The organism is Maribacter sp. BPC-D8 (assembly GCF_035207705.1).
In the GTDB taxonomy this organism is placed as follows: Bacteria; Bacteroidota; Bacteroidia; order Flavobacteriales; family Flavobacteriaceae; genus Maribacter.
In genome coordinates, this window is sequence record NZ_CP128187.1 from 1,788,836 (window position 1) to 1,814,048 (window position 25,213).

Sequence of the window (25,213 nt, forward strand, 5' to 3'; positions counted from 1 at the left end):
TATCCTTCAAAGTTAATTAGGTTTTAGGTGATTCCTACTACATAAACTTTTGGACTATTAATAAATTGAAGTGAGTTAATGTTCCTTGGCATATAAACCTAAATTTCAACCGATTCTTAACTGCTATAGAAACAACCTTAATGAAAAAGATAAACCACAAAATCCTTAGACAGCTAATCATACTAGCCTTAATTATTTTTCTAGGCGGATTGATTATAAAATACATGTTACCATACATTTCTGGTGTACTTGGTGCACTCACATTATATGTAGTTCTAAGAAAGTGGATGTTGAAACTAATCAATAAGGGATTAAAAAGATCTTGGGCAGCCATGTTATTAATATTCGCTGCTTTCATTGGTATTTTTATTCCATTAACCGGCGCAGGTTTTATGTTAAGTTCACAATTAGGAGATTTTGCAGATAAATCTGAACAAGTAACCAAAGCCTTTAAAAGTCAACTTTCACAAGTAGAAAAATATGTACAATATGATGTTTCTTCTGCAATTGACCCTGAACAAGCTTCTGGCTGGTTAACCGATAACCTTTCTGGTTTTGCAAGTGGCACTTTTAATATTTTCATTTCATTGGGTATTCTACTATTTCTACTTTATTACATGCTAAAGAGTCCGAAACAACTAAAAGAATCTTTACTAGAATATATTCCATTAAGTAATAAAAATCTTGTTACGCTGGGTAAAGAAATAGATAGCGTCGTTCGATCTAATGCGATTGCTATACCTTTAGTAGCAATAGCTCAGGGAATTATAGCTCTTATTGGTTTTTATATATTCGGAGTAGAGAATCCGCTTTTTTGGTTTGTAATCGTAACCATAGGATCTATGATTCCGTTTATAGGAACATTCATAGGTATTTTCCCTGTATTTGTATTAACGCTGGCTAGTGGAGACGATTTTCAAGCTTGGGGAATTCTATTATACGGAATTTTAGTAGTGGGTATGACCGATAATCTCATTCGACTATTTGTACTTAAAAAGTTAGATAGCACCCACCCTTTGGTAACCTTGATAGGAGTTTTAATTGGTATTCCGTTATTCGGATTTGTTGGATTGATTTTTGGTCCGTTAATTATAAATCTATTCTTAATAATCGTAAAAATTTACAAGCAACAATATGGTATTCAAAAACCGAATAAACAAAAAGTAGCTGAAATGTAATTACCTCCTTAAGTATTTACTTAGAAATCCGTACACATCTTCAGATATTTTAAAACGATAAAGAACGCCAACATAGAAAACAGTCATAAGAATACTTTTGAGCGCTATGTTAATTATAGGATGAAAAGAAAATGAAAAGGTTGAGAAAATAGCGCCAACTACTATTAATAAAGCAAGCACTTTTAAAGTTTCATTGGTAAATGGTAGCATTTTAAATTTCGATTTTACGTATCCTAATTTTAGTGTATTGTAAATAAAGAAAGCACTAAAACTAGCAATAGCAGCCCCGTCGATACCATACTTCGGAATTAACCAAAGATTGAATAGTATAGCCAATACCGCCAATAACACTCCGAAAAACAAAATAGAACGGTAATAATCTGAATTGAATAAGATAGCATTATTATTACCCAAAAGCGCATCATATACTTTTACCAAACCCACCCAAAAGACAATCATGAATCCGCCTGCATACTTATCTGGTAGCAGCTCATACAGTTCATTTAAGTTTAATAATATCAGCAAAAAAAGAAGTCCGGAGACTATAAACAAGGTTAATGAACTTTTTTGATATAGTTGAGAAAGTGCAGAAGTATCCTTATTATTCAAATAAGTAGCTGTTAGTGGGTACGTTATTTGATGCATAGATTTTGAAGGCACCGCAATAGTAGATGCTATAAAACCAGCAACGGCATAAAAGGCGACATTCTCCAATTCTAGAAAGTTGTTCAGCATTACCTTATCTACCTCCATAAGTACAATTGCAGTAGAACCACCTAATATTATTAGGGCACTATATTTTACAATAGTTTTCCAATTTTGTAGTGGTGTAAAATTTAATTTTGGCTTACGTAAAGAATACGCATACAGTTTCATAATTAGGGTTCGCACTAAGTAAAAACCGACCAAGGCGTTGATAAAAAATTCAATATCAATGATTTTTAAATATAAAAGGAGCAATAAAATAGTTTGACCAATTCTACAAAAAATCTCTTTCATAAAATTGCCGAACATAGATTTCATTCTAATTCTCGCCCAAGCATAAAAAACCTCAAAGTATGCCATCGCCATACCTACTAAAAAGATATGCCATACATAATCTCGAACGATACCGTTCTGTCTTGAAAGTAAATTACCGATAGCGTCATTAGCTACATAGCTTATTAATGCTACTGGTATAATTAACACTAAAGGCAGTAATAGCATTAAGGTTAAAAAAGAATCTTGACTTTTTTCATTTTTAAAACTAGAGTAGAATTTAACTAAGCTATTTGGTACACCAAATGCTAAAATAGGCGTTAGCACAGCTGATACAGATAAGATTACCTGTATTAATCCGTAATTACTTGGCTGCATAAAATTGGTATACAAAAACAAGGTATTCGCTGCCCCAATTGCAAAACCAAAATAGGTTACAATTGTATTATTCAACGATTGTTTTAGTACGATACCCATTAAATATATTCGACCAATTTTCGGGTGAGTTCCCTTCTACTGTATTGCTCAATACTACCAGAGCTTATTTGTAATTCTCCTTTCTGATAATCTTGAAACCAACTTAAAAGTACATTTTTCAACGCAATATCATCAGCATAGTCAAATATTCTACCTGTTTCGGTTTCGTTAACGATACCAGCAACTTCCCAATTTACAGGCCCTACACCTAAAATAGGACGCTTTGCCGCCATGTATTCAAATAACTTACCAGGTATGATCCCAATAGTATCTTGAGAGTCTATTTCTACCAATAATAAAACTTGTGAAGACTTTTGGTATGCTAGCGCATCTTGATGCGAAACATAACCGACTATTTCAATAAAATCTTGCAAACCTAACTCAGCGAGTGATGCCAGTATTTCTTCACTAACCACACCTATAAACCGTAATTGCAAAGCATTCTTAAATTCAATATTTTCATTCACTAAGTCTGACAATACCTTCCAAAGGCTCTTAGGGTTTCTACCACTTAACAATGACCCTATATGAGCAATAGTAAATTTAGAATCTAGTTTATCGCTGGTTGCAATAACACCGTCAAATCCGTTTGTAATGACTTTTATAGGCTGATGAGTAATATGCTGAAACTCTTGTTTCGTAGTAGTACTAGTAACTATTATTTTGTCGGCAGCGTTTAAAACATCAGACTCTAACTGCTTATGTTTCTTTTCTGCAGATGATGTCAACTTTAGTTTTTTATGATACCCTATCGTTGTCCATGGATCACGAAAATCTGCAATCCAGTTTAATGTTTTAGCTTGTTTTAAATAATATCCAATTAGGTGTACACTATGCGGAGGACCCGTAGTAATTATGGTATCTATATCCTCTTTTTCTAAAACAACTTTTAAAAAACTAACAGAAGGTTTTACCCAGAACTTTCTTGCATCTGGTATAAACAGATTACCCCTAATCCACAAAAGAGCTTTCTCTAAAAAGGACTGATTTTTAGTTTGAATAATTCCAGAACTAATACGCTTTGTTTTCTTACTGGAAAATATCGCCGCAATACGATATGGCTCTTTTATAGGATGCTTATAGATTTTTAAATCATTGGGAATATCCTGTAAAAAAGATTCATCTAACAGCGGGTAATGAGGATTCTCAGGAATATAAAGTACCGGTTCAATACCAAAGTCTCTAAAGTATTTTACAAACTTTAACCAACGTTGAACTCCCGGTCCGCCAGCAGGTGGCCAATAATAAGTAATGACCAGCACCTTTCTCATTATGCTTCCTCTTCTTTTTTAGACCTCCAAAAAGAGAAACCAAATCCGCCAACAATAACTAGTCCTAATAAAATAGTACTCGCTAAGGTGATTTTGCTTCCTGTTACGACTACTTCCGGTTCAAATTTAAATTCTACCTTATGTTCACCTGAAGGAATTTTAAGGGCTCTTAGTACGTAATCCACTTTAAAGTAATCGCTTTCTTTTCCATCGATATAAGCGTTCCATCCATTCTCATAATACATCTCTGAAAATACAGCAACGCCTTCATTACTATTTTCAGATGTGTATGTTAAATGATTCGGCTCATAATCAATTAAAGCAATTGAAGCCGTAGAATCAACTTGATAAGTTAATGGATATATGTCAGAAAATTTAGAAGAATTGACAACCGCCACATTCTTAGTATCTAAACTATCTAATGCCATTATTTCTTCATTGGCATTTGCTACCGGTTGTAATTGAGAAACAAACCAAGCATTACCATTAGCATTGGGGTTTTCAATAGGAAAAGCATTTCCCTCTTGATCTTGCCTAATCACATATTTAATATTCATCATATTTAAAACCGACAAGTTGCCATTATAGACATGAAAATTGAACAAGTCTTGCATACCGGCAGGTTTAGCAGCGTGATAGCCCGTTATACTTTGATGAAAATATGCTGTTTTAGCCGAATCGAATCCGTCCGTTTGATCAAAAACACGAAATACTCCGTCATCTTTAGCAATTATTTTATCTGCTGTAGTTTCTTTAAAAGGCTCTAACATTTTACGTTTAGACACAAAATTGTCATTATTTACATATCGTAAATCCACACCTACTAAATCAACCACAACCAACAAACCGATTGCAATTATCAAAAGGTTCATTTTCAATTTCTCTTTTAAATACAACCAAATCAATAACGCTGTACCAAGAGCAAAACCTAATGAGCGTAACAAATCGCTCGTGTAAACACTCTTACGATCTAAACGAAGCATTTCTGGCAATTCTTCTAGACCGGTCATTCTTAGATTATCATCATTGACACCTACAAAGTGGAAAGCACCCTTAAATATGAATAAAACAATACCTAACCCTAAAACAATTGCTGCTGCAATGGTTAAAGATTTCATTTTATCCGCTTGCGGAACTTTATCCTTAAATAATTTCTTTAAAGCTAAAATTGCCAATACAGGTACACAAAGTTCTAATACGATTTGTATAGAGGATACCGCCCTAAATTTATCGTATAAAGGAAAATAGTCTATCATGAAATCGGTTAGGGTACTAAAGTTTTTACCCCATGATAATACTAAAGACATCAATGACCCGAAAAGCAACCACCATTTATGCTTGCCTTTAACTAAGAATAATCCTAAAATAAATAGAAAGAAAATAACCGCACCTAAATATGCCGGACCAGATGTACCGGGTTGTTCACCCCAATACAAAGGCAAACCACTAACAAAATCTAAAGCACTTGATCTCGCCAAGCCCTTATCGATTAAATAATTATAAGATTTAGAATTCTCACCTAAATTCTCTTGACTTGCACCACCAAAAAGTCTTGGCACAAATAGGTTTAAGGATTCTGTAATACCGTAACTCCAATTTGTAATATACGCTTTACTCAATCCGCCAGTATCTTCTTTTAGCGAACCATCTGGGTTTATGGTCAATTCACTTTTACCACGAGTACTCCAATCAGCATACTCTTTTGTCGCCATTAACCCTGTAGCATTGGCAGCAATACCTAATGTAACTGCTAATAATAATAAACCAACAGATGTAAAAAAATGTTTTAATTGCTTATCTCTTATCGCATACACCAAATATACCACGCCCAAAATTAGCACCAGTAACATAAAGTAATAGGTCATTTGATAGTGGTTGGCGGTAATTTCAAGAGCCATTGCCAGCGCTGTCAAAACAAAGCCCCAGAGATATTTTTTTCTAAAAACGAGTACTATACCTGCCAATAACACGGGTAAATATGCAACAGCGTGTGCTTTTGCATTATGCCCGGCACCTAAAATAATAATAAGGTATGTAGAAAAACCAAAGGCCAAAGCACCTACTACAGCTAATCTATAATCGACCTTAAGACAACAAAGAAGGATATAAAAACCTATAAAATACAGAAATAGATAATCTGCAGGTCTTGGTAAAAACCGAATTAAACGGTCTAATTTTTTAATATAGTTGTGTGGATAATTTGCCCCCAATTGGTATGTTGGCATACCACCGAATGCACTATTTGTCCAATACGGTTCTTGATCATTAGATTTTCTGAAATCGTTCTGCTCCTTTGCCATACCCGTATATTGGGCGATATCATGCTGGTACATTACTTTACCCTGTAGTACCGGGCTGAAATATGCTAATGCAGCAATGATAAAAAATACGACAACAAAAAAATGGATGAAAAAGAATTTTAAGCCTTGCTTCATTTGCTAAATAAGTAGTGTTTTGACAAAGATAACTAGTCTAGCTCTTCAAAGTCAATGTATTCACCTACTTTTTCAGAATCGTTCTTTTTACGAGATGGTTTTTTATTGATAATAACACTTTCTTCTTCCTCTTGATTAAAAGGGCGTTGATTATCAAAAGCTTCTCTAAAATGAGATTCGGTTTTCTTGGCGGCGTAGTTCAATATTTTCGGCGCAAATAACTTCGCCAAAAATTTTAGCAAGTAATACACCAAAAGAATAATTAATATAGTTTTTAAAAAAGCCATTTATTCTTACTTAAGATATATCAAAAATACAATTATCACGTTGTATATAAAGAATCATACTATTAAAATAATTATAAAATCGTGTTCATGAATAGTCTTTTTGCCTACTCTAAATCATATCAATACGTATTAACCTTCATTTTTCTTCTACCATTTGTAGCTATTTCTCAGTACACAGATGTTATTAACTCTAACAGACCTGGAGTTTCTGTAAGTGCCTATGCCGTTGGTAAAAACGTGGTACAAGCAGAAATGGGCTTGTTTTACGAGCAGAAAGATCATACGCTATTAAATACGGAATCTAATATTTGGGGAACCGATATTTCTTTGCGTTACGGATTACTATTTGAAAAACTAGAACTGAATTACGAAGGTACTTTTCAAGACCAGAACCTTACTTATTTAAATTTCGACTTAGCCGCAAAGCGTAGAGATTTTTCTAGAAATAGATTAGGATTAAAGTTTCTTGTTTATGATCCATTTAAAAACCCTGAAGCAAATAAGCCAAATTTGTATAGCTGGAGAGCGAATAACAAATTTCAATTGAAAAATCTTTTGCCTGCTGTATCACTTTACGGTGGTGCCAATTTTGTATTAGGTGACAATCCGTTTTACATCGGCGAACCAACAATATCTTACCGAGGTATGATTGCTACCCAAAGTAGATTAACACCAAGGTTTGTGTTAATTACTAATACAGCATATGATCGTATCACAACAGATGATCCAGAATTAAGTTATACCATTTCATTATCGCACGCCTTTAGAAACCCTAAATGGAGTGTTTTTGTTGAGCACCAAGGTATAAATAGCGATCGTTATTCTGATTTATTAATTCGTGGTGGTATCGCACATTTACTTAAAGAAAATCTACAATTAGATTTTAATATGGGTGCTAGTTTAAAAAACACTCCAACCCGTATTTTCTTTGGAATAGGTGCCTCTTACAGAATGGATTTTCATAAAGACAGCCTAAAAGCAATTGAAGATCAAGAGGCTGACCAAAATGGTGGAGCTATTGATAAGAAGGCAATGAAAAAGAAAAAGAAGGAAGATAAAGAAAAAGGAAGCGGTGCTGAAGATATCGACCTTGGACCTTCTAAAAAGCAACTTAAAAAATTAAAGAAGGCAGAAAAGAAGAAAAAGAAAGAGAGTAGCGAGATAGACTTTTAACGAAGCACTACTCTACCCCATTTTTCATTCTCAACCACTTTAATTTGTTGATTAATATCACTAATATTGGCACTTCTAAAGAAGTTCAATGATCACACTACATGAAGCTAAAACAAAGCAAGACTTAAAACGCTTTGTAACCTTTCCGTTTTCGCTATATAAAAACAACAAGTATTGGGTACCGCCCATTATCAATGATGAGCTAGAAAGCTTTGATAAAGATAAAAATCCGGTATTTAAAGATGCCGAAGCATGGTTCTTTCTAGCCAAAGACGGAGATAAAATTGTAGGTCGTGTAGCTGCAGTTATCAATCACCTAGAAATCAATCAACAAAACGTAAAGAAAATGCGTTTTGGATGGTTCGATTTTATTGATGACCCAGCAGTTTCAAAAGCACTTTTAGACAAAGTTGCCGAAATAGGCAAAGAACACAGCCTAGAATACATGGAAGGCCCTGTTGGATTCTCAAATCTAGATAAGGTTGGAGTTCTAGTAGAAGGTTTCGACCATATTGGCACCATGATTACTTGGTACAACCATTCGTACTATCAAAGTCATTACGAAAATTTGGGCTTTGTAAAAGAAAAGGAATACATGGAAAATAAGTTCCCTGCAAAAAATGCCGATCCGGCTTTATTTAGCAGGTTAAATGATTTGGTAAAAAAACGCTACGGACTTAAAGAAGTAAATTTCACCAAGACAAAAGAGGTGATGCCTATGGCAGACGAAATGTTCGACCTCTTTAATGCAACATATGCTAACCTTTCTTCATTTGTACCTATTACAGAAATACAGAAAGCTTACTTCAAGAAAAAATACATCAGCTTTATAAATCCTGAATATATAAAGTTTGTAAAAGATAAAAATGATAAGCTAATTGCCTTTGCGATTGTGATGCCATCATTTTCAGAAGCACTACAAAAAGCCAAGGGAAAGTTATTTCCGTTTGGCTTAATCCACTTACTAAAGGCAAAGAAGAATAGTAAAGACGTTATTTTCTATTTGATAGGCATAGACCCCGAATATCAAAACAAAGGAGTTACCGCAGTGATATTCAATGAATATCACAAAACATTCAATGAGAAAGGTATTGATATGTGTTACAGAACTCCCGAACTGGAAGAAAACTTGGCAATCAAGCAAATGTGGAAACACTTTGACCCAGTAGTATATAAGAGAAGAAGAACGTATAGAAAGTCTCTTTAACTAAGCACAAATAAAAAGCCCGAAATCAAATGATTTCGGGCTTTTTTAATATACTTTAATGAGATATCATTCTCCCATTGCTGCAGCTACTGCTGCTGATAATCTTTTGTAAGTACCATTTTGCAAACGCTCACGAATTGCAGAGAACGCCGTTAAAGTCTCCTCTACATCTTGTAATGTATGTGTAGCGGTTGGTATTAAACGTAAAAGAATTAATCCCTTAGGTATTACTGGGTAAACAACGATAGAACAGAAAATTCCGTGATTTTCACGTAAATCTTTAACTAACGCCATTGCCTCAGGAATACTACCGTTAAGGTATACTGGTGTTACACAACTTGTTGTTGTACCAATATCGAATCCTTTTTCTTTTAATCCGTTTTGTAACGCATTTGTATTCTCCCAAAGTTTAGCTTTAAGCTCTGGCTGCGTACGTAACATATCTAAACGTTTCAATGCTCCTTTTACATAAACCATTGGTAATGATTTAGCGAACATTTGAGAACGTAGGTTGTATTTTAAATAATCTATAATTTCTTGATCAGCAGCGACAAATGCACCAATACTAGCCATAGACTTAGCGAAAGTAGCCAAGTAAACGTCTATACCGTCTTGTACACCTTGTTCTTGACCTGCACCAGCACCTGTTTTACCTAAAGTACCAAAACCATGGGCATCATCAACTAAAAGACGAAAGGTAAACTGCTCTTTAAGAGCAACAATCTCTTTAAGAATGCCTTGCTCTCCTCGCATACCAAAAACACCTTCAGAGATAACTAAAATACCTCCACCAGTTTGCTCGGCCATTTTAGTAGCACGCTCTAAATTCTTAATTAAACTTTCTGTATTGTTATGTACAAATGTAAAACGCTTACCCATATGTAAACGTACACCATCAATAATACAGGCGTGACAATCTACGTCATAAACGATTATATCATCTTTAGTAACAAGAGCATCAATAACCGACATAAAGCCCTGGTAACCAAAATTCAATAAATAAGAAGCCTCTTTCTCTACAAAAGCAGCACATTCTTGCTCTAATTGCTCATGGAATTCCGTATGACCACTCATCATTCTCGCCCCCATTGGGTACGCAGAACCATATTCAGCTGCAGCCTCACCATCAACCTTCTTTATCTCTGGAAGATTTGCTAAACCTAAATAGTCATTAATACTCCAGGTGATAACATCTTTCCCCTGAAATTTCATTCTATTAGAAATAGGACCTTCCAACTTAGGAAACACAAAGTATCCCTCTGCTTGTGAAGCCCATTTACCTAAAGGGCCTTTATTCGCTAAAATTCTATCAAATAAGTCTTTCATTGTTTAATTTGGATCTGTCTGCAAAAGTAAATAATTTTGATAAAAATTCATAAATTATTTATAATGCAAAAAAGTGGGTTATAAACCCACTCTTTATTTAATACTATATTGTATATATTTTTACTTAATATATTGAATCTCTTGTGCCTCTTCAACTGTTTCAGTATTCAAGAATCCTTGATCCTCCATCCACTGGTCACTATATATTTTACTCATATAGCGAGAACCATGATCTGGAAAAATACATACAACGTTGCTATTTTCGTCAAATGTATTTAGTGCATCAAGTTGCTTAATAGCTTGCATTACCGCACCACTCGTATACCCAACAAAAATACCTTCTGTTTTAGAAATTTCTCTAGCTGTATGTGCACTTTCTGCATCGGTAACCTTTATAAACTCATCTATAGCACTAAAATCTGTTGCTCCAGGAATAAGATTTTTACCCAAACCTTCTATTCTATACGGATAGATTTCGCTAGCATCTAATTTACCAGTTTCGTGATATTTCTTTAATACAGAACCAAAAGCATCAACACCGATAACTTTAATATTCGGGTTTTGTTCTTTTAAGAAACGAGCTGTACCAGAAATAGTACCACCTGTACCACTACAAGCAATAAGGTGCGTTATTTGTCCGCCAGTTTGTTCCCATATCTCAGGACCGGTAGATTTATAATGCGCTTCCATATTCAGCTTATTGAAATACTGATTAATATATATGGATCCTTTAGTTTCTTTGTGTAATCTCTTGGCAACCTCATAGTACGATCTTGGATCATCTGCACTAACGTGCGCCGGACATACATATACTTTAGCGCCCATAGAGCGAAGCATATCTATTTTATCTGGAGATGATTTAGAACTAACTGCTAGTATGCAATCGTACCCTTTAATGATACTTGCCATTGCAATACTAAACCCCGTATTACCTGAAGTAGTTTCTATTATTGTGCTGCCTTCGACAAGAATACCTGCTTTCTCTGCCTGCTCAATAATATGAATCGCAATTCTATCTTTAGAAGAGTGTCCTGGATTGAATGCTTCTACCTTCGCGTAAAAATTACCGGTAAGGTTTTCTGCTATTCTATTTAATTTAACTAGTGGTGTATTACCAACTAGTTCTAAAATATTGTTGTAAGCCCTGATCTCATTTTTCATAAGGGGGATATCAATGTTTAATTAATATATGAACGAAATTTGTTAAAATTTCTGATGCAAATTTACTGATTTTTTTCCACTATGCGATTTTTCCTTCTAAATCTAAAAGAAATGCATATTCTTTAGCTACCTCACGTAGAGACTCAAACCTACCTGAAGCACCACCATGACCTGCTTCCATGTTGGTATTCATTAGTAATATATGGTTATCAGTTTTTAACTCTCTTAGTTTAGCGACCCATTTTGCAGGTTCAAAATATTGCACTTGAGAATCATGTAAGCCTGTTGTTACTAACATATTCGGGTATTCTTGAGCAATAACATTATCATAAGGAGAATACGATTTCATATAATCGTAATATTCTTTTTCGTTCGGGTTACCCCATTCATCATATTCGCCAGTAGTAAGTGGTATAGAATCATCTAACATTGTCGTTACTACATCTACAAAAGGCACTGCAGCTATTACACCGTTATAAATATCTGGCTGCATATTTATAATTGCTCCCATTAACAAGCCGCCTGCCGAACCACCCATGGCATATAAATGATTGGCACTTGTCATTTTTTGTGCTATTAAAAATTTAGAACAATCGATAAAATCTGTAAACGTGTTTTTCTTTTTCAACAACTTGCCAGTCTCGTACCATCTACGCCCCAAGTATTCCCCTCCTCTAATATGAGCAATGGCAAATACAAATCCGCGATCTAGCAAACTCAACCTAACGGTAGAAAAATAAGGGTCTATTGTTGATCCGTACGATCCATATGCATATTGCAAAATGGGCGTATTTTCATCTAAAACAGTATCTTTTCTGTATACAAGCGACATTGGTACTTTTACACCATCTCTTGCCGTTGCCCATAAACGCTCTTCTTTATAATTGTCTTTATCAAATAGACCACCAAGTACCTCTTGTTCCTTTTTGATTTCCTTTGCCTTAGTTCGCATATTAAAATCAATAACAGAACTAGGTGTTGACATAGAGTTATAGGAGTATCTCAAAATCTCCGTATCAAAATCAGGATTACTACCTACATAAGCTGTGTATGTTTCACTTTTAAAAGGTAAAAAATACTCTCCGCTACCATCCCACCTGATAATTCTAATTTTATTTAGTCCGTTTTCACGTTCAGAGAGCACATAGTATTCTTTAAAAATATCGATATCCTCTAAGAGCACCTCTTCACGATGGGCAATAAATTCTTGCCAATGCTCAGAAGAAGTTTTCTCTTCAGAAGTACGCATCAGCTTAAAATTCTCTGCTTTATCCTTATTCGTTAAAATATAGAAGTTATCCTCATAATGAAAAATAGTATACTCTAAACCTCTTTCTCTAGGTGAGAATACTTCAAACTCTCCATCAGGATTATCCGTAGAAAGAATTTGAAATTCAGAAGTTAAAGTACTAAATGAGCCTATTACCAAATACTTTTTAGATTTGGTCCGGTATACAAATGTGCTAAAGGTATCGTCCTCTTCATGAAAAATTAAAACATCCTCAGACGTCGGTGTACCTAGTTTATGCTTGTAAATTTTATCTGAACGCAACGTAACAGGGTCTTTACGCGTATAAAAAAGCGTTTTGTTATCATTCGCCCAAACACCACCACCGGTAGTATTCTCTATTTTATCATCTAAAATTAGACCTGTTTCAAGATCTTTTATTTGAAGTGTATATTGCCTTCTAGATACCGTATCAACACCAAAGGCTGCCAATTTATTATCAGGACTAATAGCTATACCACCAAGACTAAAATAGTCATGACCTTTAGCCATATCATTACAATTGAATATAATTTCTTCAGTAGCCTCTAAGTTTTGCTTAAATCTAGAATATAATGGGTACTCCCCTCCTATTACGTAACGGGTACTGTACCAATAACCATTTAGTTTATAAGGCACCGAAGAATCGTCTTCTTTAATTCTACCCTTCATTTCTTGAAAAAGAGACACTTGAAAATCTTTGGTATGTTTTGTTAAAGAATCATAATACGTATTCTCTGCCTCTAAATACGAAATAACATCTTTATTCTCTTTATCATTTAGCCAATAATAATTATCTAAACGAACATCATCATGTTTAACTAATTCTTTGGGAACTTTTTTCGCCTTTGGCGGATGCTTAAGAGCCATATAAACTTCTTTATTAAATAAGAGGGCAAAAATAAGACTAATTCATAGACCCCCGTTTTATTAGGATGAAAAACTGAAATACTCCTATTTTTAGTACTTTTACAACCTAAATCTAAAAATGATATTATGTTTGGAGATATGATGGGTATGATGGGAAAACTTAAAGAGACCCAAAAAAAAGTAGAAGAAACTAAAAAAAGATTAGATACCGTAACATTAGAAGAAAAGTCTAATGACGGCACCATAACAGTTACCATAACTGCAAACCGAGAAATTAAGAAAATAGTAATAGATGACAGTCTTTTACAAGACAAAGAGCAATTAGAAGACTATTTAATACTAACTTTAAATAAGGCTATAAAAAACGCAACTAATGTTAACGAAACCGAATTAGCAGCTGTCGCTAAAGACGGAATGCCCAATATTCCTGGTATGGATTCGTTATTTAAGTAAGATTGGCTAGTTATTTGTAGTTAACCTTTTAAATATTAATTATGAAGTATATTATACTATTATTCATGATTCCACTAGTAGCTTCTGCGCAAGCAGATTTTAATAGTGTAGATGATTCAAAATGGCTTACCAATTATGATTCTGCTATTTCTAAAGCGAAAAAGCAACATAAAAATGTACTAGTATATTTTACAGGTAGCGACTGGTGTCCGCCTTGTAAAATGCTAAAGACCGATTTATTCGATACGAACGAATTTCAAGAATTATCAAATAATTACATTCTTTTATATGTTGATGTTCCTAGAAATAGAGATTTAATATCAGAGAAGCAAATGGTTCATAACAAAGAATTGTTGACCAAGTTGAATAAGAAAAAGGTATTTCCGATGTTTAAGGTAATAGATTCTAAAGGAAATGAATTAGATAAATTATCTGGTTATAGCATGAACGGGGTTATAGATTCTCATCTTAAACTCTTAGAAAAGAACAAATAATTTTAAATAATTACCGATACAGAAAAGGGCTTACATAATGTAAGCCCTTTTTATTTTTATATACTTCTACATAATTAAAGTTACATAATACATGGTGTTTACATAACTAGCATTTACAGTTAAATAGATAACCTCAGCAGTAACACCCTTACTATTTAACAACTACAGTTATTAGTGTACGTAACCCTTTGCGGCTTTAATACCTCAACACATATGATATAAAAAGCAGGACTAGCAATTGCTTAGTAGAAAATTAGAAGAAGAAGAAGAAGAAGAAGAAGAAGATATTATTTCTCTTTAAAATCAGCGACAACCTTATTAAATCTAGTAGCACTAACATTAAAAACAGCCACACTAAACACCAATCCTTAGACCTAACAGACTTGGATATATACAAATAGCAGTGAGTTTTAAGCATAAAAAAAGGGCTTACTTTAAGTAAGCCCTTTTTTACTAAATAAACTATTTACTAGTTATTAATTAATCTAAATTGAGTTCTTCTGTTAGCTGCGTGCTCTCTTGCAGTACAAGAAACACCATCGCTACATCTGTTTAATAATTTAGTTTCACCGTAACCGTTAGCTACTAAAAGACTAGAGTTAACACCTTTAGTGATTAAGTAATCTGCAACCGCCTTAGCTCTTCTTTCAGAAAGGTTTTGGTTAGATGCAGCACCACCTTGAGAATCTGTATGAGAAGCTAATTCAACTTTAACACCAGGGTTTTGAGCTAATACAGGTAATAATCTGTTATCGATAATACTTTTTGCCTCAGAAGTTAATGTTGCGCTACCAGACTCCCAGTTAATAGGTAAAGCTTGGTACTCAACTAATGCACACTCTACTTCTTTCCAAGTAGTTAATCCACCTTTTTCTTTTAATACCTCTTTAGAGATAGTAGTAGTCTTAGCAGGAATCAATTCTTCAGATGTGTAAGCATCTTTATCTAAAACTGTTTTAGTAATTTCTCTGTACTCAGCAGGAATAATTTTCTCAACAACTTGTGCAGGAGAAATTAATACTGATTTAGTGTAAGATCCATTTTTAGAACCTATTGGAGAAGTTGTAGTAGAAGCAGCATTTGCAAGAACTTGAGTTGAAACTGTCTCAAATTGTGCAGGATACCCTTTATAACACCAGTATCTACAATCATCAGGGTTACCTGACTCACAATCAGGAGCAGCAACTCCTAATTCCCATTGTGCATAGGCTGGCTTTATTTCTAATGTTTGTGTGCTAGGAGAAAAAGAAGCAGGGATCACCTGTAAAGAATTTCCACCTCCTTTAGATACATACGTTACAGTTTCTGTTCCCCACTTAGCAGGAACTACTGTTAGTACTTTTTCTTCTTCTCTCACTAATACACGTTCTGTAATTGTCTTAAATGTAGCAGGAACCGTTTTTAAAATCTTGTAAGACGGATTTGTTGTAATTGTACTTGACTCGTTCACATAAACATCTGGAGTTGTACAACGAACGTAACATTTACCAGGTTCTGGATTTGACGGCAAATCTTGTGCCATTGCAAAAGAAGCTGAAAATGCAACTGCTAGGAATAATACTTTTTTCATTTTGATAAGGATTTAAATAGTTAATATTTGGCAATTTATGTTAATATTTTAACATCTCAATAAGAAACGCCTTACTTTTTGTAAGCTTTTTCTTAATCATAAGTTAATGAGTTAACCTCTCAATAGTTTAGACACAGTATTATTTGAAAGGTCACTAAAAACCAGAGAAAATATTAATTATCTTTATTGATATGATTAAAATTGACAAGAAGGAAGATGGGTTTTATCAGTTTAGTTTAAAGTCTGACAATGGTAGTATTCTGTTAGAGAGTGTATCGTTCAGCACTGAGAACGAATTAGATAACACCATAAAAGATATAAAAGCATTGAAAAATGCTAACGGTAAATTCTTTGAACGCAGAACAAATACCGACGGAAAATTTTTAGTAGAATTAAAAAATTCATCGGGAAAAATAATTGGCTCCAGCGGACTTTACTCCTCTGAAGCCGGTATGGAAAATGGAATTTTGAATATTTCTAACAGTATCGACCTAGGTATTATATAGCTGCTAATTGCTTCAATAATTCTTCGTGCATGTTATCTGTATAATCTAAATGGGTCACCATTCTCAATTTACCCTGACCCATACCAATGATTAAAATATCTTTTTCTTTTAAGGTATTTACAAACTGATCACTGGTCATAAAAGATTCGTCTATTTCAAAAATGACAATATTGGTCTCTATAGGCTCCACCTTTTTTATAAAAGATTTTGATGCCAACGCCTTTCCAATCTCCTTTGCCTTTTTATGATCTTCTGCCAATCTATCAACATTATTATCTAAGGCATATATCGCTGCGGCAGCCAAAAAGCCAGACTGGCGCATACCACCACCAAATATTTTACGAATACGAAGCGCTTTGTCCATATGTTCTTTTGTACCTATTAGTAAAGAACCTACTGGGCAACCCAAACCTTTACTTAAGCAGACGCTAATAGTATCGAATAATTGGCCATATTGTAATGCTGTTTCATTCTTTTCAACCATAGCATTCCATAAACGGGCACCATCTAGATGATATCCTAATTTATGATCATCACAGACTTTTCTTATTTTCTGAAGCTCTTGAAAATCCCAACAGGTACCACCACCTTTATTTGCGGTATTCTCAACACATACTAATGTAGTAAGCGGACTATGATAAAAATCTGGCGGATTAATAACCGACTCAACCTGAGCAGCCGTCATAGTACCTCTATCACCATCTACCAATCTACAGGAAACACCACTATTAAAACTGACTCCGCCACCCTCATAATTATATACATGAGCATATTTATCGCAAATCAATTGTTCGCCTGGCTGTGTATGTAATTTTATAGCAGTCTGGTTAGTCATAGTACCGCTAGGAAAAAACAACGCAGATTCCATTCCGAAAAGTTTGGCAGCTTTTTCTTCTAAAGCATTTACTGTTGGGTCTTCTTTAAATACATCGTCACCAACCGCTGCAGACATCATAGCATCTAACATGCCTGGCGTAGGTTTTGTTACCGTATCACTGATAAGATTAATTAGCATAAAAAATTGTAAAAATTGAATTAATGAAAACAACTCATTCCGATTGGCGAACCATCAGGAATCTTAGGCGAAGGTATCACTTTGAATAATTCTGGATGCTCACCAAATGTTTTAATTCTTTTCACCATTTCTGCACTAATTGCATTTGACCCTGAATCTTTAACCAATTGAAAACTCAACTCTTTTAATTTTTGAGATGCAATAGCATTTACCTGCGGATGCACATTGGTATGACCCGCCAAATTCATTATATGAAATAACACTCTAAAATTAATGATGGTCTGGGCTTCGTTCAAATAAGCATCTTTCTGCTTCTTATTAATAGTCGCTGCAATCAATTTATCTAAAACCTCATCTAAACCTACATTATCGGTAGCAACTGCTTTTTGCTGAATAAGCCTTGATGCTTTCTCTGGATGCAATAAAAACGTCAACGTCATATCTGATGCAGTTTCAACAGCTGACAATGCATCAAAAGAAACCCCTGTTTTACCATTAATAGATTCTCTTGTTCTTGGCGTACCAAAAGCACGTGGCGGAAACAAGCTTAATTTATCTTTAGGTATTGCAATTTCATTTGCATCTAAAGTTTTTAAAACAACTTTTAAAGCTTCTTCTTGCATCGCTTTATCTGCAATAGCAACAACTTCTTGTCCGTCACCTTTTATGGCATAGTTATATTCTAATCCTCCTACAACCTTTGCTACACCTTCCGTCTGATATCTATGAAAGAAATAAAGTGGTACAAATACATCTTCTAAAACCGAATAAGGCGTACCATCTTGAATATTATCTGCAGAAAAATTTGCTATAGCCACTTTACGCAGCTTCAGCATATCATCTAATTCTTTACTAACATTAGTACCATTATCCCATAAATGAGCCAATACATGTGCACTACCTTGTGGTCGTGCATCTTGATCTGTAATATAACGGAGTCCATCAGCCTTGGCTTTATCTAAAATTTTGTTCAGACCTTCTTTCTCATTTTCTTCATTAAAATTCTGATATGAATAAGCCACTGTTACCTTATCCCAATCCCCTATTCCGACTTCATAGGCTTTTGCAAAATCAACTTCACCATTTATTAATGAAAACTGCGGATGCGGATAATCCATTACCGATGATTTATCAGTGGTACTCGCCGCATAGTTATGCGCAAAACCCAAGGTGTGCCCGATTTCATGAGCTGACAGCTGACGAATACGAGCAATTGCCATTTCTAACATTGGTTGGTAGTTATCATCTCTTTCTGCAAAAGGCTTATTCATTAATGCTTGGGCAATTAAAAAATCTTGACGAATTCTTAAACTACCTAAACTTACATGACCTTTCATTATCTCTCCAGTTCTTGGGTCGGTAATACTACTACCATAGCTCCACCCTCTCGTTGAACGGTGCACCCATTGTATTACATTATAACGCACATCTAAAGGATCGGCATCGTCAGGTAACATTTTTAATTGAAATGCATCTTTATAACCAATTGCCTCAAAAGCTTGGTTCCACCAACGACCACCTTCTAAAAGAGCAGAACGTACCGGCTCTGGAGTACCATTATCTAAATAATAAATAATTGGCTCAACCGCTTCGCTAACCGCTGCTGTAGGATCTTTTTTCTCTAAGCGGTGTCTTCTTATAAATTGCTTTAAAATATTTGACTCAACGGGAGTCGCATAATCATAATAATTAAAAGGAGAAGATCCTGATCTAGGGTCAAACACACGTTTTTCATATTTATCATCTGGCAACTCAATAAAAGAATGATGTTCTGCCACCGTAACCAAATTAGCATTTGGTGCAACACTTCTTATATAACCACCTTTAGCTTCACCCTTAAAAGTCATGGTAACATCAAATTCTACATTTTTAGGGAATGCTTTAGTTCTATCAAGAGCAAATGCACTTTTTGATTTATCTAAGCTATACGAACCTTGCTCTGTTCTTTTTAAACGGCTGGACACACCATGGGCATCTTGCATTAAAAAATCTGTGATATCAATAACATACGTACCACTTTTCTCTTCTACTATAGGGAAACCGAATAAAACTGATTTAGCAAAAGCCTGCTCTACAGATTTACGTTCTAATTCATTATCGGTAATCGCCCTATACTTCATATTCGGCTGAACCAACAATAGCTTGTTACCTGCTTTCTTAAAAAAGACAACTTGTTCATTACCTAATTGACCACGATCTAAACCAATATCATTGCTACCGATACCACTACTTAATGAGTAGACATATAAAAACTCTTCATTTAAATTATCAACTTCTAAATAAATTTTGTCGGTATCGCCATCATAATAAAAATCATAAAGACCTTCGTACTTGACAAAATTTTTCTTTTGATCACTAAACTGTGCTGATAGCATATTAAAGGATAGTAATACCAACCCAACCAGAAGTGCGTAATTCTTTCTCATTATCTATAAGTTTTGCTTAAAAGTATAGAAAAACTAATGAATGTAAAACAAGAGGACCTAACTAAATTATAAATACCATACTTGTTAAAAAAGCTATCGAATAATTACAGAATAAAGAAAAATACTATCGATTATTATAAAAATGTCATTTGTTTATTGCTTTTTATCATGTACCTTTTAACAAAAGAAAATCTATGACCAACATTGAGAATCAAATTTTTTCTTCTTATCAGAGAAATCCAGATTTATATGATGAAATCTATGATAAGGACGGAAAAATCAAGGAGGTGTACCAAAAACTCTTTAAGCTTTATGGTGAACATTCGATTATTGATTATGTCTCATTAAACAATAAAGCCAAGTCTTCTTTTTTTAATCAAGGAATTACTTTTCAAGTATATGGTGATAATAATGTACAAGAGAAGATTTTTCCCTTCGATTTATTTCCTCGAATAATTGACCCGGTAGAATGGGACATTATAGAACGTGGATCTATACAAAGAAGTAAAGCTTTGAATTTATTTCTATGGGATATTTATCATGACAAGAAAATTTTAAAAGATAAAGTAGTACCTATAGACCTTATAACATCTTCTGCGAATTACTTGGATCAAATGAACGGAGTAAATCCGCCTGGCGGAATTTATAATCATATTTCAGGTACAGATGTTATTAAACATAACGACGGTAAGTATTATGTTCTTGAAGATAATATTAGGTGCCCCTCTGGTGTAAGCTATGTTATATGTAACCGAACTGCTCTTAAAAAAGCACTTTTTGGGGTATTCAATCAATACCAAACACATACAGTTACCAATTACGCAGAAAACCTTTTAGAGCTTTTAGAATCAGCTAAACCTAAAGGAGTAGATATACCTACTGTAGTGGTCATTACCCCTGGTATGTATAACTCTGCATTTTATGAGCATTCATATTTAGCTAAAACAATGGGTGTTGAACTAGTTGAAGGTCGTGATCTTTTTGTAGAAAACGATTTTGTATACATGAAAACTATTAAAGGACCAGAAAGAGTCGATGTTATTTACCGCAGAATAGATGATCAATTTATTGATCCCTTAGAATTTAACCCAGATTCTGTTCTTGGCGTACCTGGCTTGTTCGCTGCATATAAAAAAGGCAATGTCACTTTAGCAAATGCCCCTGGTACAGGTGTAGCAGATGATAAGGCAGTGTACACTTATATGCCACAGATTATAAAGTACTATTTAGATGAAGAACCTATTTTAAATAATGTACAGACTTACCACTGTAGTAGACCCGATGAATTAAAATATGTTCTTGAACATATTCATGAACTTGTTATTAAACCAGTTGATGAAGCTGGCGGTTATGGTATCTCGATAGGCAATAAACTTACAAAAGCTGAAATAGAAAAGGTAAAAGCTGAAATAAAGGCGAGCCCTAGAAAATATGTTGCTCAACCTATTATGTCATTATCTGTACACCCTACATATATAGATGATACAGAATCTTTTGAACAAAGACATGTAGATTTAAGAACGTTTACTGTTCTAGGAAAGGATAAGGAATTTGTTTTAAAAGGAGGGTTGACCCGTGTAGCCTTAAAAAGAGGCAATTTAATTGTAAACTCATCTCAAGGCGGAGGATCAAAAGATACTTGGGTACTAAAAAAATAAAGAAACTATATGTTAGCAAGAGTAGCCAATAACTTATTTTGGATGGGACGTTATATCGAACGTTCAGAACACGTAGCAAGATATTTAAATGTAAATTATTTTTCATCATTAGATGCACCGAATCTAAAGTCTCAAGATAGACAGTTCGTTCTGCGTTCCATGTTATTCATGGTAGGTGACCCTGAAAAGGATGCAGAAAAATTTTTAAAAGAAGAAGATGTACTTTATAAAATTGGGCTTGACCCAACGTATGGTGCCTCTATAATCAATAATATAAAATTTGCTAGAGAAAACGCCAATAGCGCACGTGATCTTATTTCTACAGAACTATACGAGGCCATCAACAAATTTTATCATTTTGTAGTAAACTACCCTAAAGAAGTATTCGTTAAAAACGGACTGCATGATTTTACTACACATGTAGCAGAAATGACAGATATTTTAAGAGGTAAAATAAGAGGAACACTTTTACATGATGCCACCTATGCTGTTATTTCAATGGGAATTAATATAGAGAGAGCCACACAAATTACGAGAATGATCAATGCAAAATATAACGATGCATTACTTTCTCAAGATGGTGAAAACGATAGATTCAGCAAAAGTTTTGAATGGACTACTTTATTGAAGTGTGCAGAATCTTATGATATGATGCGCAGATTCTATAAAAAGACCCCAACAAGCATCTCTACGTTAGAGTTTTTAATTTTAAACCCTAATTGTCCTAGATCTGTAATGAACTCTTTAAACGAGGTAAACCAGCATGTAAAAATGCTTAATCCCGAAAAGCGTTATAATAAAGATTCTACTGCTTTTTTAATTGGCAGGGTCAGATCTGAATACGAGTTTAAATATATTGAAGAAATAGACAAGGACATTAAATCATTTATAGAGAATATTCTTAAAAGTCTTGTGGACATTAGCGACAAGGTAGATGAGGAATTTTTTAACTATTAGACGGGTTAAATAAAGTATATTTGTTCTTATGCCGAGAGAATTTGAGATTACCTATAATGCAGAGAATATATATGATGATTGGGTGCATGATGCGCATTGGCAATTTTTAATAATTCCGGTAGAAAACGAAAGTCAGTACGAGGTCGAAATTGAGTTCGAAAACTCGTTATTTGCCCACACTGAAGAATCTATAAACGGGTATGGTTTTAAAACCCTACGCATACATCCGAAGAAAAAATTTAAAAAAATTACTTTCGAAGCTAAATTCAAATTCAAAAAGGAAGAAGTTGACCCGTATAATTTTAATATAAATCCGGATAATTCAACAGCCTACACCGAACTGCAAAGTTTAGATTTTAAGATAACCCACGAGCGTTATTTAAAGTTCACTTCGTTCACAACATTAGATAGTGCACGACAGCAACTATTTAAATTCAATACTTCAATTTCCATTTTCGATAATCTTGAAGCATTAAATCATTGGGTTTTTGAATACATTAAGTTCACCACTGGTGTAACTGAAGTAGACACACCGTTAAAAGATGTTATTTCTAAGAAAAAGGGAGTTTGTCAAGATTTCGCTCATTTGTTTTCTGCATTGGCGCGAATTAACGGCGTACCAACAAGATATGTTTCTGGCTATCTAGATCAAGAAAGTGGCTACATGGGCGATTCTCAAATGCATGCATGGGCAGAGGCATTCGTACCAGAGATTGGATGGAAAGGTTTTGACCCTACAAACAATATTTTAGCCAATACAAACCATATAAAAGTTTGTCATGGCAAAGACTACAATGATTGCGCACCTTTAAAAGGTATAATCCTTTCGCATGGCAAGCACAAGACAACACATTCAGTAACTGTTACAAGCCAACGATAGGTATTCTTAAAATATCTTCCATCCTTATTTAAAAGAGTATTATTTTTACCCAAAATAGAATTGTATGAATATTAATATGGACCATTACAAAGGTCTTATAGATCGCCTTGGTGCGTTAAGGAGGTATCTTTGACATTGATGCCAAATTAATAGAAATAGAGAACGAGCAAGAGAAAACCTTGGCACCTGATTTTTGGAACAATCCTCAAGAAGCACAGGCACATATGAAGTTTATCCAGTCTAAAAAACAATGGGTAGACGATTATAACGCGGCAGAACTTTTGATTGCAGATTTAGAAGTACTCATTGAATTTCATCAAGAAGGAGAAGTTACAGAAGCTGAAGTTGAAAGTCAATACGAAAAGGCTTTGAGCACCATAGAGAAGATGGAATTCAAGAATATGCTTTCTGAGGAAGGTGATGAATTACCAGCTGTACTTCAAATTACTGCAGGAGCTGGTGGAACAGAAAGTTGTGATTGGGCAGCGATGCTTATGCGCATGTACATGATGTGGGCTGAAAAGAACGGTTATAAGATTAAAGAACTCAACTACCAAGAAGGTGATGTTGCCGGTATTAAAACCGTTACATTAGAAATTGATGGTGAGTATGCCTTCGGATGGTTAAAAGGTGAAAATGGCGTACATAGATTAGTACGAATTTCTCCTTTCGATAGTAATGCCAAAAGGCACACTTCTTTCGCATCGGTATATGTTTACCCGCTGGTAGATGATAGTATAGAGGTAGATGTGAATCCTGCTGATATAACTATTACAACCGCTAGATCTAGTGGTGCCGGTGGACAGAATGTGAACAAGGTAGAAACCAAAGTTCAATTGACCCACCACCCTACAGGTATTCAAATTTCTTGTTCAGATAGTAGAAGTCAACACGACAATAGAGCAACGGCAATGAAAATGCTAAAGTCGCAATTGTATGAGATAGAACTGCGTAAGAAAATGGAAGCACGACAAGAAATTGAGTCTTCTAAAATGAAAATTGAATGGGGCTCACAAATTAGAAACTATGTCATGCATCCATACAAATTGATAAAAGATGTAAGAACAGGTGAAGAAACAGGTAATGTCGACAATGTAATGAACGGCGATATTGATCAGTTCCTTAAAGCCTTTCTAATGATGATGGGTCAGAGAGATGAAGAATAACATAGAATATCCCAATTCATTGATTTGATGAATTGGGATTTCTAGTATTAAAATTAAATAGCATGATTAAAATATACCATAATTCTAAATGTAGTAAATCTAGAGAAGGACTTAAAGTACTTGAAGATTCTGGCAAGACTTTTGAAGTAGTAAAGTATTTGGAAGAAATACCAACAAAAGAAGAACTAAGAAATGTTATTAGTTGTTTAGATATTAAACCTATTAATCTGGTTCGAAAATCTGAAGCAATCTGGAAAGAGAAGTTTAAAAACCTATCCTTATCAGACGAAGAATTGATAAATGCGATGATAGAGCATCCTAAACTAATAGAGAGACCAATAGTAATAAATGGCAATAGAGCTGTTATTGGCAGACCGGCATCGAACATTGATGCATTGTTAAAATAGAATTCATTATAATTGCCTAGTTAATTATCTTAACAAAGTATTAACCATAAT

At 34.4% G+C, this 25,213-nt stretch carries 21 protein-coding genes; 11 read left to right on the top strand and 10 right to left on the bottom strand.

Annotated features, from left to right (window positions below):
* Window positions 1-140: 140 nt before the first annotated feature.
* Window positions 141-1,178, top strand: a complete 1,038-nt coding sequence (locus QSV08_RS08120) for an AI-2E family transporter (RefSeq protein WP_324027897.1) — start codon at window positions 141-143, stop codon at window positions 1,176-1,178.
* Here the strand turns inward: QSV08_RS08120 and QSV08_RS08125 are convergent, their stop codons facing one another.
* From QSV08_RS08125 to QSV08_RS08140, 4 genes are read right to left on the bottom strand one after another with little or no spacing between them, the layout of a single operon-like run.
* Complete coding sequence (locus QSV08_RS08125) at window positions 1,179-2,633, bottom strand: lipopolysaccharide biosynthesis protein (protein ID WP_324027898.1); 1,455 nt, start codon at window positions 2,631-2,633, stop codon at window positions 1,179-1,181. It lies immediately after the preceding gene.
* The gene (locus QSV08_RS08130) at window positions 2,633-3,904 is read right to left on the bottom strand and encodes a glycosyltransferase family 4 protein (protein ID WP_324027899.1); all 1,272 of its coding nucleotides are present in this window, start codon (window positions 3,902-3,904) and stop codon (window positions 2,633-2,635) included. The genes QSV08_RS08125 and QSV08_RS08130 overlap by 1 nt, the downstream gene beginning before the upstream one ends.
* Window positions 3,904-6,339, bottom strand: a complete 2,436-nt coding sequence (locus QSV08_RS08135; RefSeq protein ID WP_324027900.1) for a YfhO family protein — start codon at window positions 6,337-6,339, stop codon at window positions 3,904-3,906. The genes QSV08_RS08130 and QSV08_RS08135 overlap by 1 nt, the downstream gene beginning before the upstream one ends.
* Window positions 6,340-6,371: 32 nt before the next feature.
* The gene (locus QSV08_RS08140; protein WP_073246489.1) at window positions 6,372-6,626 is read right to left on the bottom strand and encodes a DUF4834 domain-containing protein; all 255 of its coding nucleotides are present in this window, start codon (window positions 6,624-6,626) and stop codon (window positions 6,372-6,374) included.
* Between the two features lie 87 nt (window positions 6,627-6,713).
* Here QSV08_RS08140 and QSV08_RS08145 point away from each other — a divergent pair, with 87 nt between their 5' ends.
* Window positions 6,714-7,799, top strand: coding sequence for a transporter (locus QSV08_RS08145; RefSeq protein WP_324027901.1), 1,086 nt, complete (start codon window positions 6,714-6,716; stop codon window positions 7,797-7,799).
* Between the two features lie 88 nt (window positions 7,800-7,887).
* Entirely contained in the window at window positions 7,888-9,006 is a 1,119-nt protein-coding gene (locus QSV08_RS08150; protein WP_324027902.1) for a GTP cyclohydrolase, read from the top strand.
* Window positions 9,007-9,072: 66 nt separating this feature from the next.
* Here QSV08_RS08150 and QSV08_RS08155 read toward each other — a convergent pair whose 3' ends face one another.
* The 3 genes from QSV08_RS08155 to QSV08_RS08165 all read right to left on the bottom strand — a co-directional run bounded on the left by QSV08_RS08155 (window position 9,073) and on the right by QSV08_RS08165 (window position 13,630).
* The gene (locus QSV08_RS08155) at window positions 9,073-10,332 is read right to left on the bottom strand and encodes an aminotransferase class I/II-fold pyridoxal phosphate-dependent enzyme (RefSeq protein ID WP_324027903.1); all 1,260 of its coding nucleotides are present in this window, start codon (window positions 10,330-10,332) and stop codon (window positions 9,073-9,075) included.
* Between the two features lie 120 nt (window positions 10,333-10,452).
* Entirely contained in the window at window positions 10,453-11,493 is a 1,041-nt protein-coding gene (locus tag QSV08_RS08160; protein ID WP_324027904.1) for a PLP-dependent cysteine synthase family protein, read from the bottom strand.
* A 79-nt stretch (window positions 11,494-11,572) separates the two neighbouring features.
* Window positions 11,573-13,630 (bottom strand): S9 family peptidase, encoded by a 2,058-nt coding sequence (locus QSV08_RS08165; RefSeq protein WP_324027905.1) that lies wholly within the window; start codon window positions 13,628-13,630, stop codon window positions 11,573-11,575.
* A gap of 126 nt (window positions 13,631-13,756) precedes the next feature.
* On the opposite strand from QSV08_RS08165, the gene QSV08_RS08170 reads away from it, so the two are divergent.
* Both QSV08_RS08170 and QSV08_RS08175 read left to right on the top strand, forming a co-directional pair.
* The gene (locus tag QSV08_RS08170) at window positions 13,757-14,083 is read left to right on the top strand and encodes a YbaB/EbfC family nucleoid-associated protein (RefSeq protein ID WP_324027906.1); all 327 of its coding nucleotides are present in this window, start codon (window positions 13,757-13,759) and stop codon (window positions 14,081-14,083) included.
* 41 nt (window positions 14,084-14,124) lie between these two features.
* Window positions 14,125-14,577: a thioredoxin family protein gene (locus QSV08_RS08175; protein ID WP_324027907.1), complete on the top strand. Its 453-nt coding sequence runs from the start codon at window positions 14,125-14,127 to the stop codon at window positions 14,575-14,577.
* A gap of 469 nt (window positions 14,578-15,046) precedes the next feature.
* On the opposite strand, the gene QSV08_RS08180 is transcribed toward QSV08_RS08175, so the two are convergent.
* Complete coding sequence (locus QSV08_RS08180; RefSeq protein WP_324027908.1) at window positions 15,047-16,147, bottom strand: OmpA family protein; 1,101 nt, start codon at window positions 16,145-16,147, stop codon at window positions 15,047-15,049.
* A gap of 191 nt (window positions 16,148-16,338) precedes the next feature.
* Here QSV08_RS08180 and QSV08_RS08185 point away from each other — a divergent pair, with 191 nt between their 5' ends.
* A complete protein-coding gene (locus tag QSV08_RS08185; RefSeq protein WP_324027909.1) occupies window positions 16,339-16,653 on the top strand; it encodes a YegP family protein in 315 nt (104 codons plus the stop codon).
* Here QSV08_RS08185 and QSV08_RS08190 read toward each other — a convergent pair.
* The gene (locus QSV08_RS08190; RefSeq protein ID WP_324027910.1) at window positions 16,646-17,668 is read right to left on the bottom strand and encodes a threonine aldolase family protein; all 1,023 of its coding nucleotides are present in this window, start codon (window positions 17,666-17,668) and stop codon (window positions 16,646-16,648) included. The two genes, QSV08_RS08185 and QSV08_RS08190, sit on opposite strands and share 8 nt — an antisense overlap.
* Before the next feature lie 20 nt (window positions 17,669-17,688).
* Entirely contained in the window at window positions 17,689-20,094 is a 2,406-nt protein-coding gene (locus tag QSV08_RS08195) for a zinc-dependent metalloprotease (protein ID WP_324027911.1), read from the bottom strand.
* A gap of 194 nt (window positions 20,095-20,288) precedes the next feature.
* Here QSV08_RS08195 and QSV08_RS08200 point away from each other — a divergent pair, with 194 nt between their 5' ends.
* The 5 genes from QSV08_RS08200 to arsC all read left to right on the top strand — a co-directional run bounded on the left by QSV08_RS08200 (window position 20,289) and on the right by arsC (window position 25,162).
* Window positions 20,289-21,752 carry a circularly permuted type 2 ATP-grasp protein gene (locus tag QSV08_RS08200; RefSeq protein WP_324027912.1) on the top strand — a complete coding sequence of 488 codons (1,464 nt, stop codon included), beginning with the start codon at window positions 20,289-20,291 and terminating at the stop codon, window positions 21,750-21,752.
* 9 nt (window positions 21,753-21,761) lie between these two features.
* Complete coding sequence (locus QSV08_RS08205; protein ID WP_324027913.1) at window positions 21,762-22,709, top strand: alpha-E domain-containing protein; 948 nt, start codon at window positions 21,762-21,764, stop codon at window positions 22,707-22,709.
* A gap of 28 nt (window positions 22,710-22,737) precedes the next feature.
* Window positions 22,738-23,589, top strand: a complete 852-nt coding sequence (locus tag QSV08_RS08210; RefSeq protein WP_324027914.1) for a transglutaminase-like domain-containing protein — start codon at window positions 22,738-22,740, stop codon at window positions 23,587-23,589.
* A gap of 64 nt (window positions 23,590-23,653) precedes the next feature.
* Window positions 23,654-24,755, top strand: a protein-coding gene (gene prfB / locus QSV08_RS08215) for a peptide chain release factor 2 (RefSeq protein WP_416382053.1) whose coding sequence is annotated in 2 segments (ribosomal slippage) — window positions 23,654-23,719 and window positions 23,721-24,755 — 1,101 coding nt in all. Because the reading frame shifts where the segments join, the coding sequence is not laid out codon by codon here.
* Window positions 24,756-24,817: 62 nt separating this feature from the next.
* A complete protein-coding gene (gene arsC / locus QSV08_RS08220; protein WP_324027915.1) occupies window positions 24,818-25,162 on the top strand; it encodes an arsenate reductase (glutaredoxin) in 345 nt (114 codons plus the stop codon).
* Window positions 25,163-25,213: the final 51 nt, after the last annotated feature.

What these genes read in the sequence shown, in the direction of transcription:
- QSV08_RS08160 (WP_324027904.1), bottom strand. Translation starts at nt 11,493, where the DNA reads ATGAAAAATGAGATCAGGGCTTACAACAATATTTTAGAACTAGTTGGT.
- QSV08_RS08200 (WP_324027912.1), top strand. Translation starts at nt 20,289, where the DNA reads ATGACCAACATTGAGAATCAAATTTTTTCTTCTTATCAGAGAAATCCA.
- QSV08_RS08185 (WP_324027909.1), top strand. Translation starts at nt 16,339, where the DNA reads ATGATTAAAATTGACAAGAAGGAAGATGGGTTTTATCAGTTTAGTTTA.
- QSV08_RS08180 (WP_324027908.1), bottom strand. Translation starts at nt 16,147, where the DNA reads ATGAAAAAAGTATTATTCCTAGCAGTTGCATTTTCAGCTTCTTTTGCA.
- QSV08_RS08210 (WP_324027914.1), top strand. Translation starts at nt 22,738, where the DNA reads ATGCCGAGAGAATTTGAGATTACCTATAATGCAGAGAATATATATGAT.
- QSV08_RS08120 (WP_324027897.1), top strand. Translation starts at nt 141, where the DNA reads ATGAAAAAGATAAACCACAAAATCCTTAGACAGCTAATCATACTAGCC.
- QSV08_RS08205 (WP_324027913.1), top strand. Translation starts at nt 21,762, where the DNA reads ATGTTAGCAAGAGTAGCCAATAACTTATTTTGGATGGGACGTTATATC.
- QSV08_RS08165 (WP_324027905.1), bottom strand. Translation starts at nt 13,630, where the DNA reads ATGGCTCTTAAGCATCCGCCAAAGGCGAAAAAAGTTCCCAAAGAATTA.
- QSV08_RS08125 (WP_324027898.1), bottom strand. Translation starts at nt 2,633, where the DNA reads ATGGGTATCGTACTAAAACAATCGTTGAATAATACAATTGTAACCTAT.
- QSV08_RS08135 (WP_324027900.1), bottom strand. Translation starts at nt 6,339, where the DNA reads ATGAAGCAAGGCTTAAAATTCTTTTTCATCCATTTTTTTGTTGTCGTA.
- QSV08_RS08140 (WP_073246489.1), bottom strand. Translation starts at nt 6,626, where the DNA reads ATGGCTTTTTTAAAAACTATATTAATTATTCTTTTGGTGTATTACTTG.
- QSV08_RS08190 (WP_324027910.1), bottom strand. Translation starts at nt 17,668, where the DNA reads ATGCTAATTAATCTTATCAGTGATACGGTAACAAAACCTACGCCAGGC.
- QSV08_RS08175 (WP_324027907.1), top strand. Translation starts at nt 14,125, where the DNA reads ATGAAGTATATTATACTATTATTCATGATTCCACTAGTAGCTTCTGCG.
- QSV08_RS08150 (WP_324027902.1), top strand. Translation starts at nt 7,888, where the DNA reads ATGATCACACTACATGAAGCTAAAACAAAGCAAGACTTAAAACGCTTT.
- QSV08_RS08195 (WP_324027911.1), bottom strand. Translation starts at nt 20,094, where the DNA reads ATGAGAAAGAATTACGCACTTCTGGTTGGGTTGGTATTACTATCCTTT.
- QSV08_RS08170 (WP_324027906.1), top strand. Translation starts at nt 13,757, where the DNA reads ATGTTTGGAGATATGATGGGTATGATGGGAAAACTTAAAGAGACCCAA.
- QSV08_RS08155 (WP_324027903.1), bottom strand. Translation starts at nt 10,332, where the DNA reads ATGAAAGACTTATTTGATAGAATTTTAGCGAATAAAGGCCCTTTAGGT.
- QSV08_RS08130 (WP_324027899.1), bottom strand. Translation starts at nt 3,904, where the DNA reads ATGAGAAAGGTGCTGGTCATTACTTATTATTGGCCACCTGCTGGCGGA.
- arsC (WP_324027915.1), top strand. Translation starts at nt 24,818, where the DNA reads ATGATTAAAATATACCATAATTCTAAATGTAGTAAATCTAGAGAAGGA.
- QSV08_RS08145 (WP_324027901.1), top strand. Translation starts at nt 6,714, where the DNA reads ATGAATAGTCTTTTTGCCTACTCTAAATCATATCAATACGTATTAACC.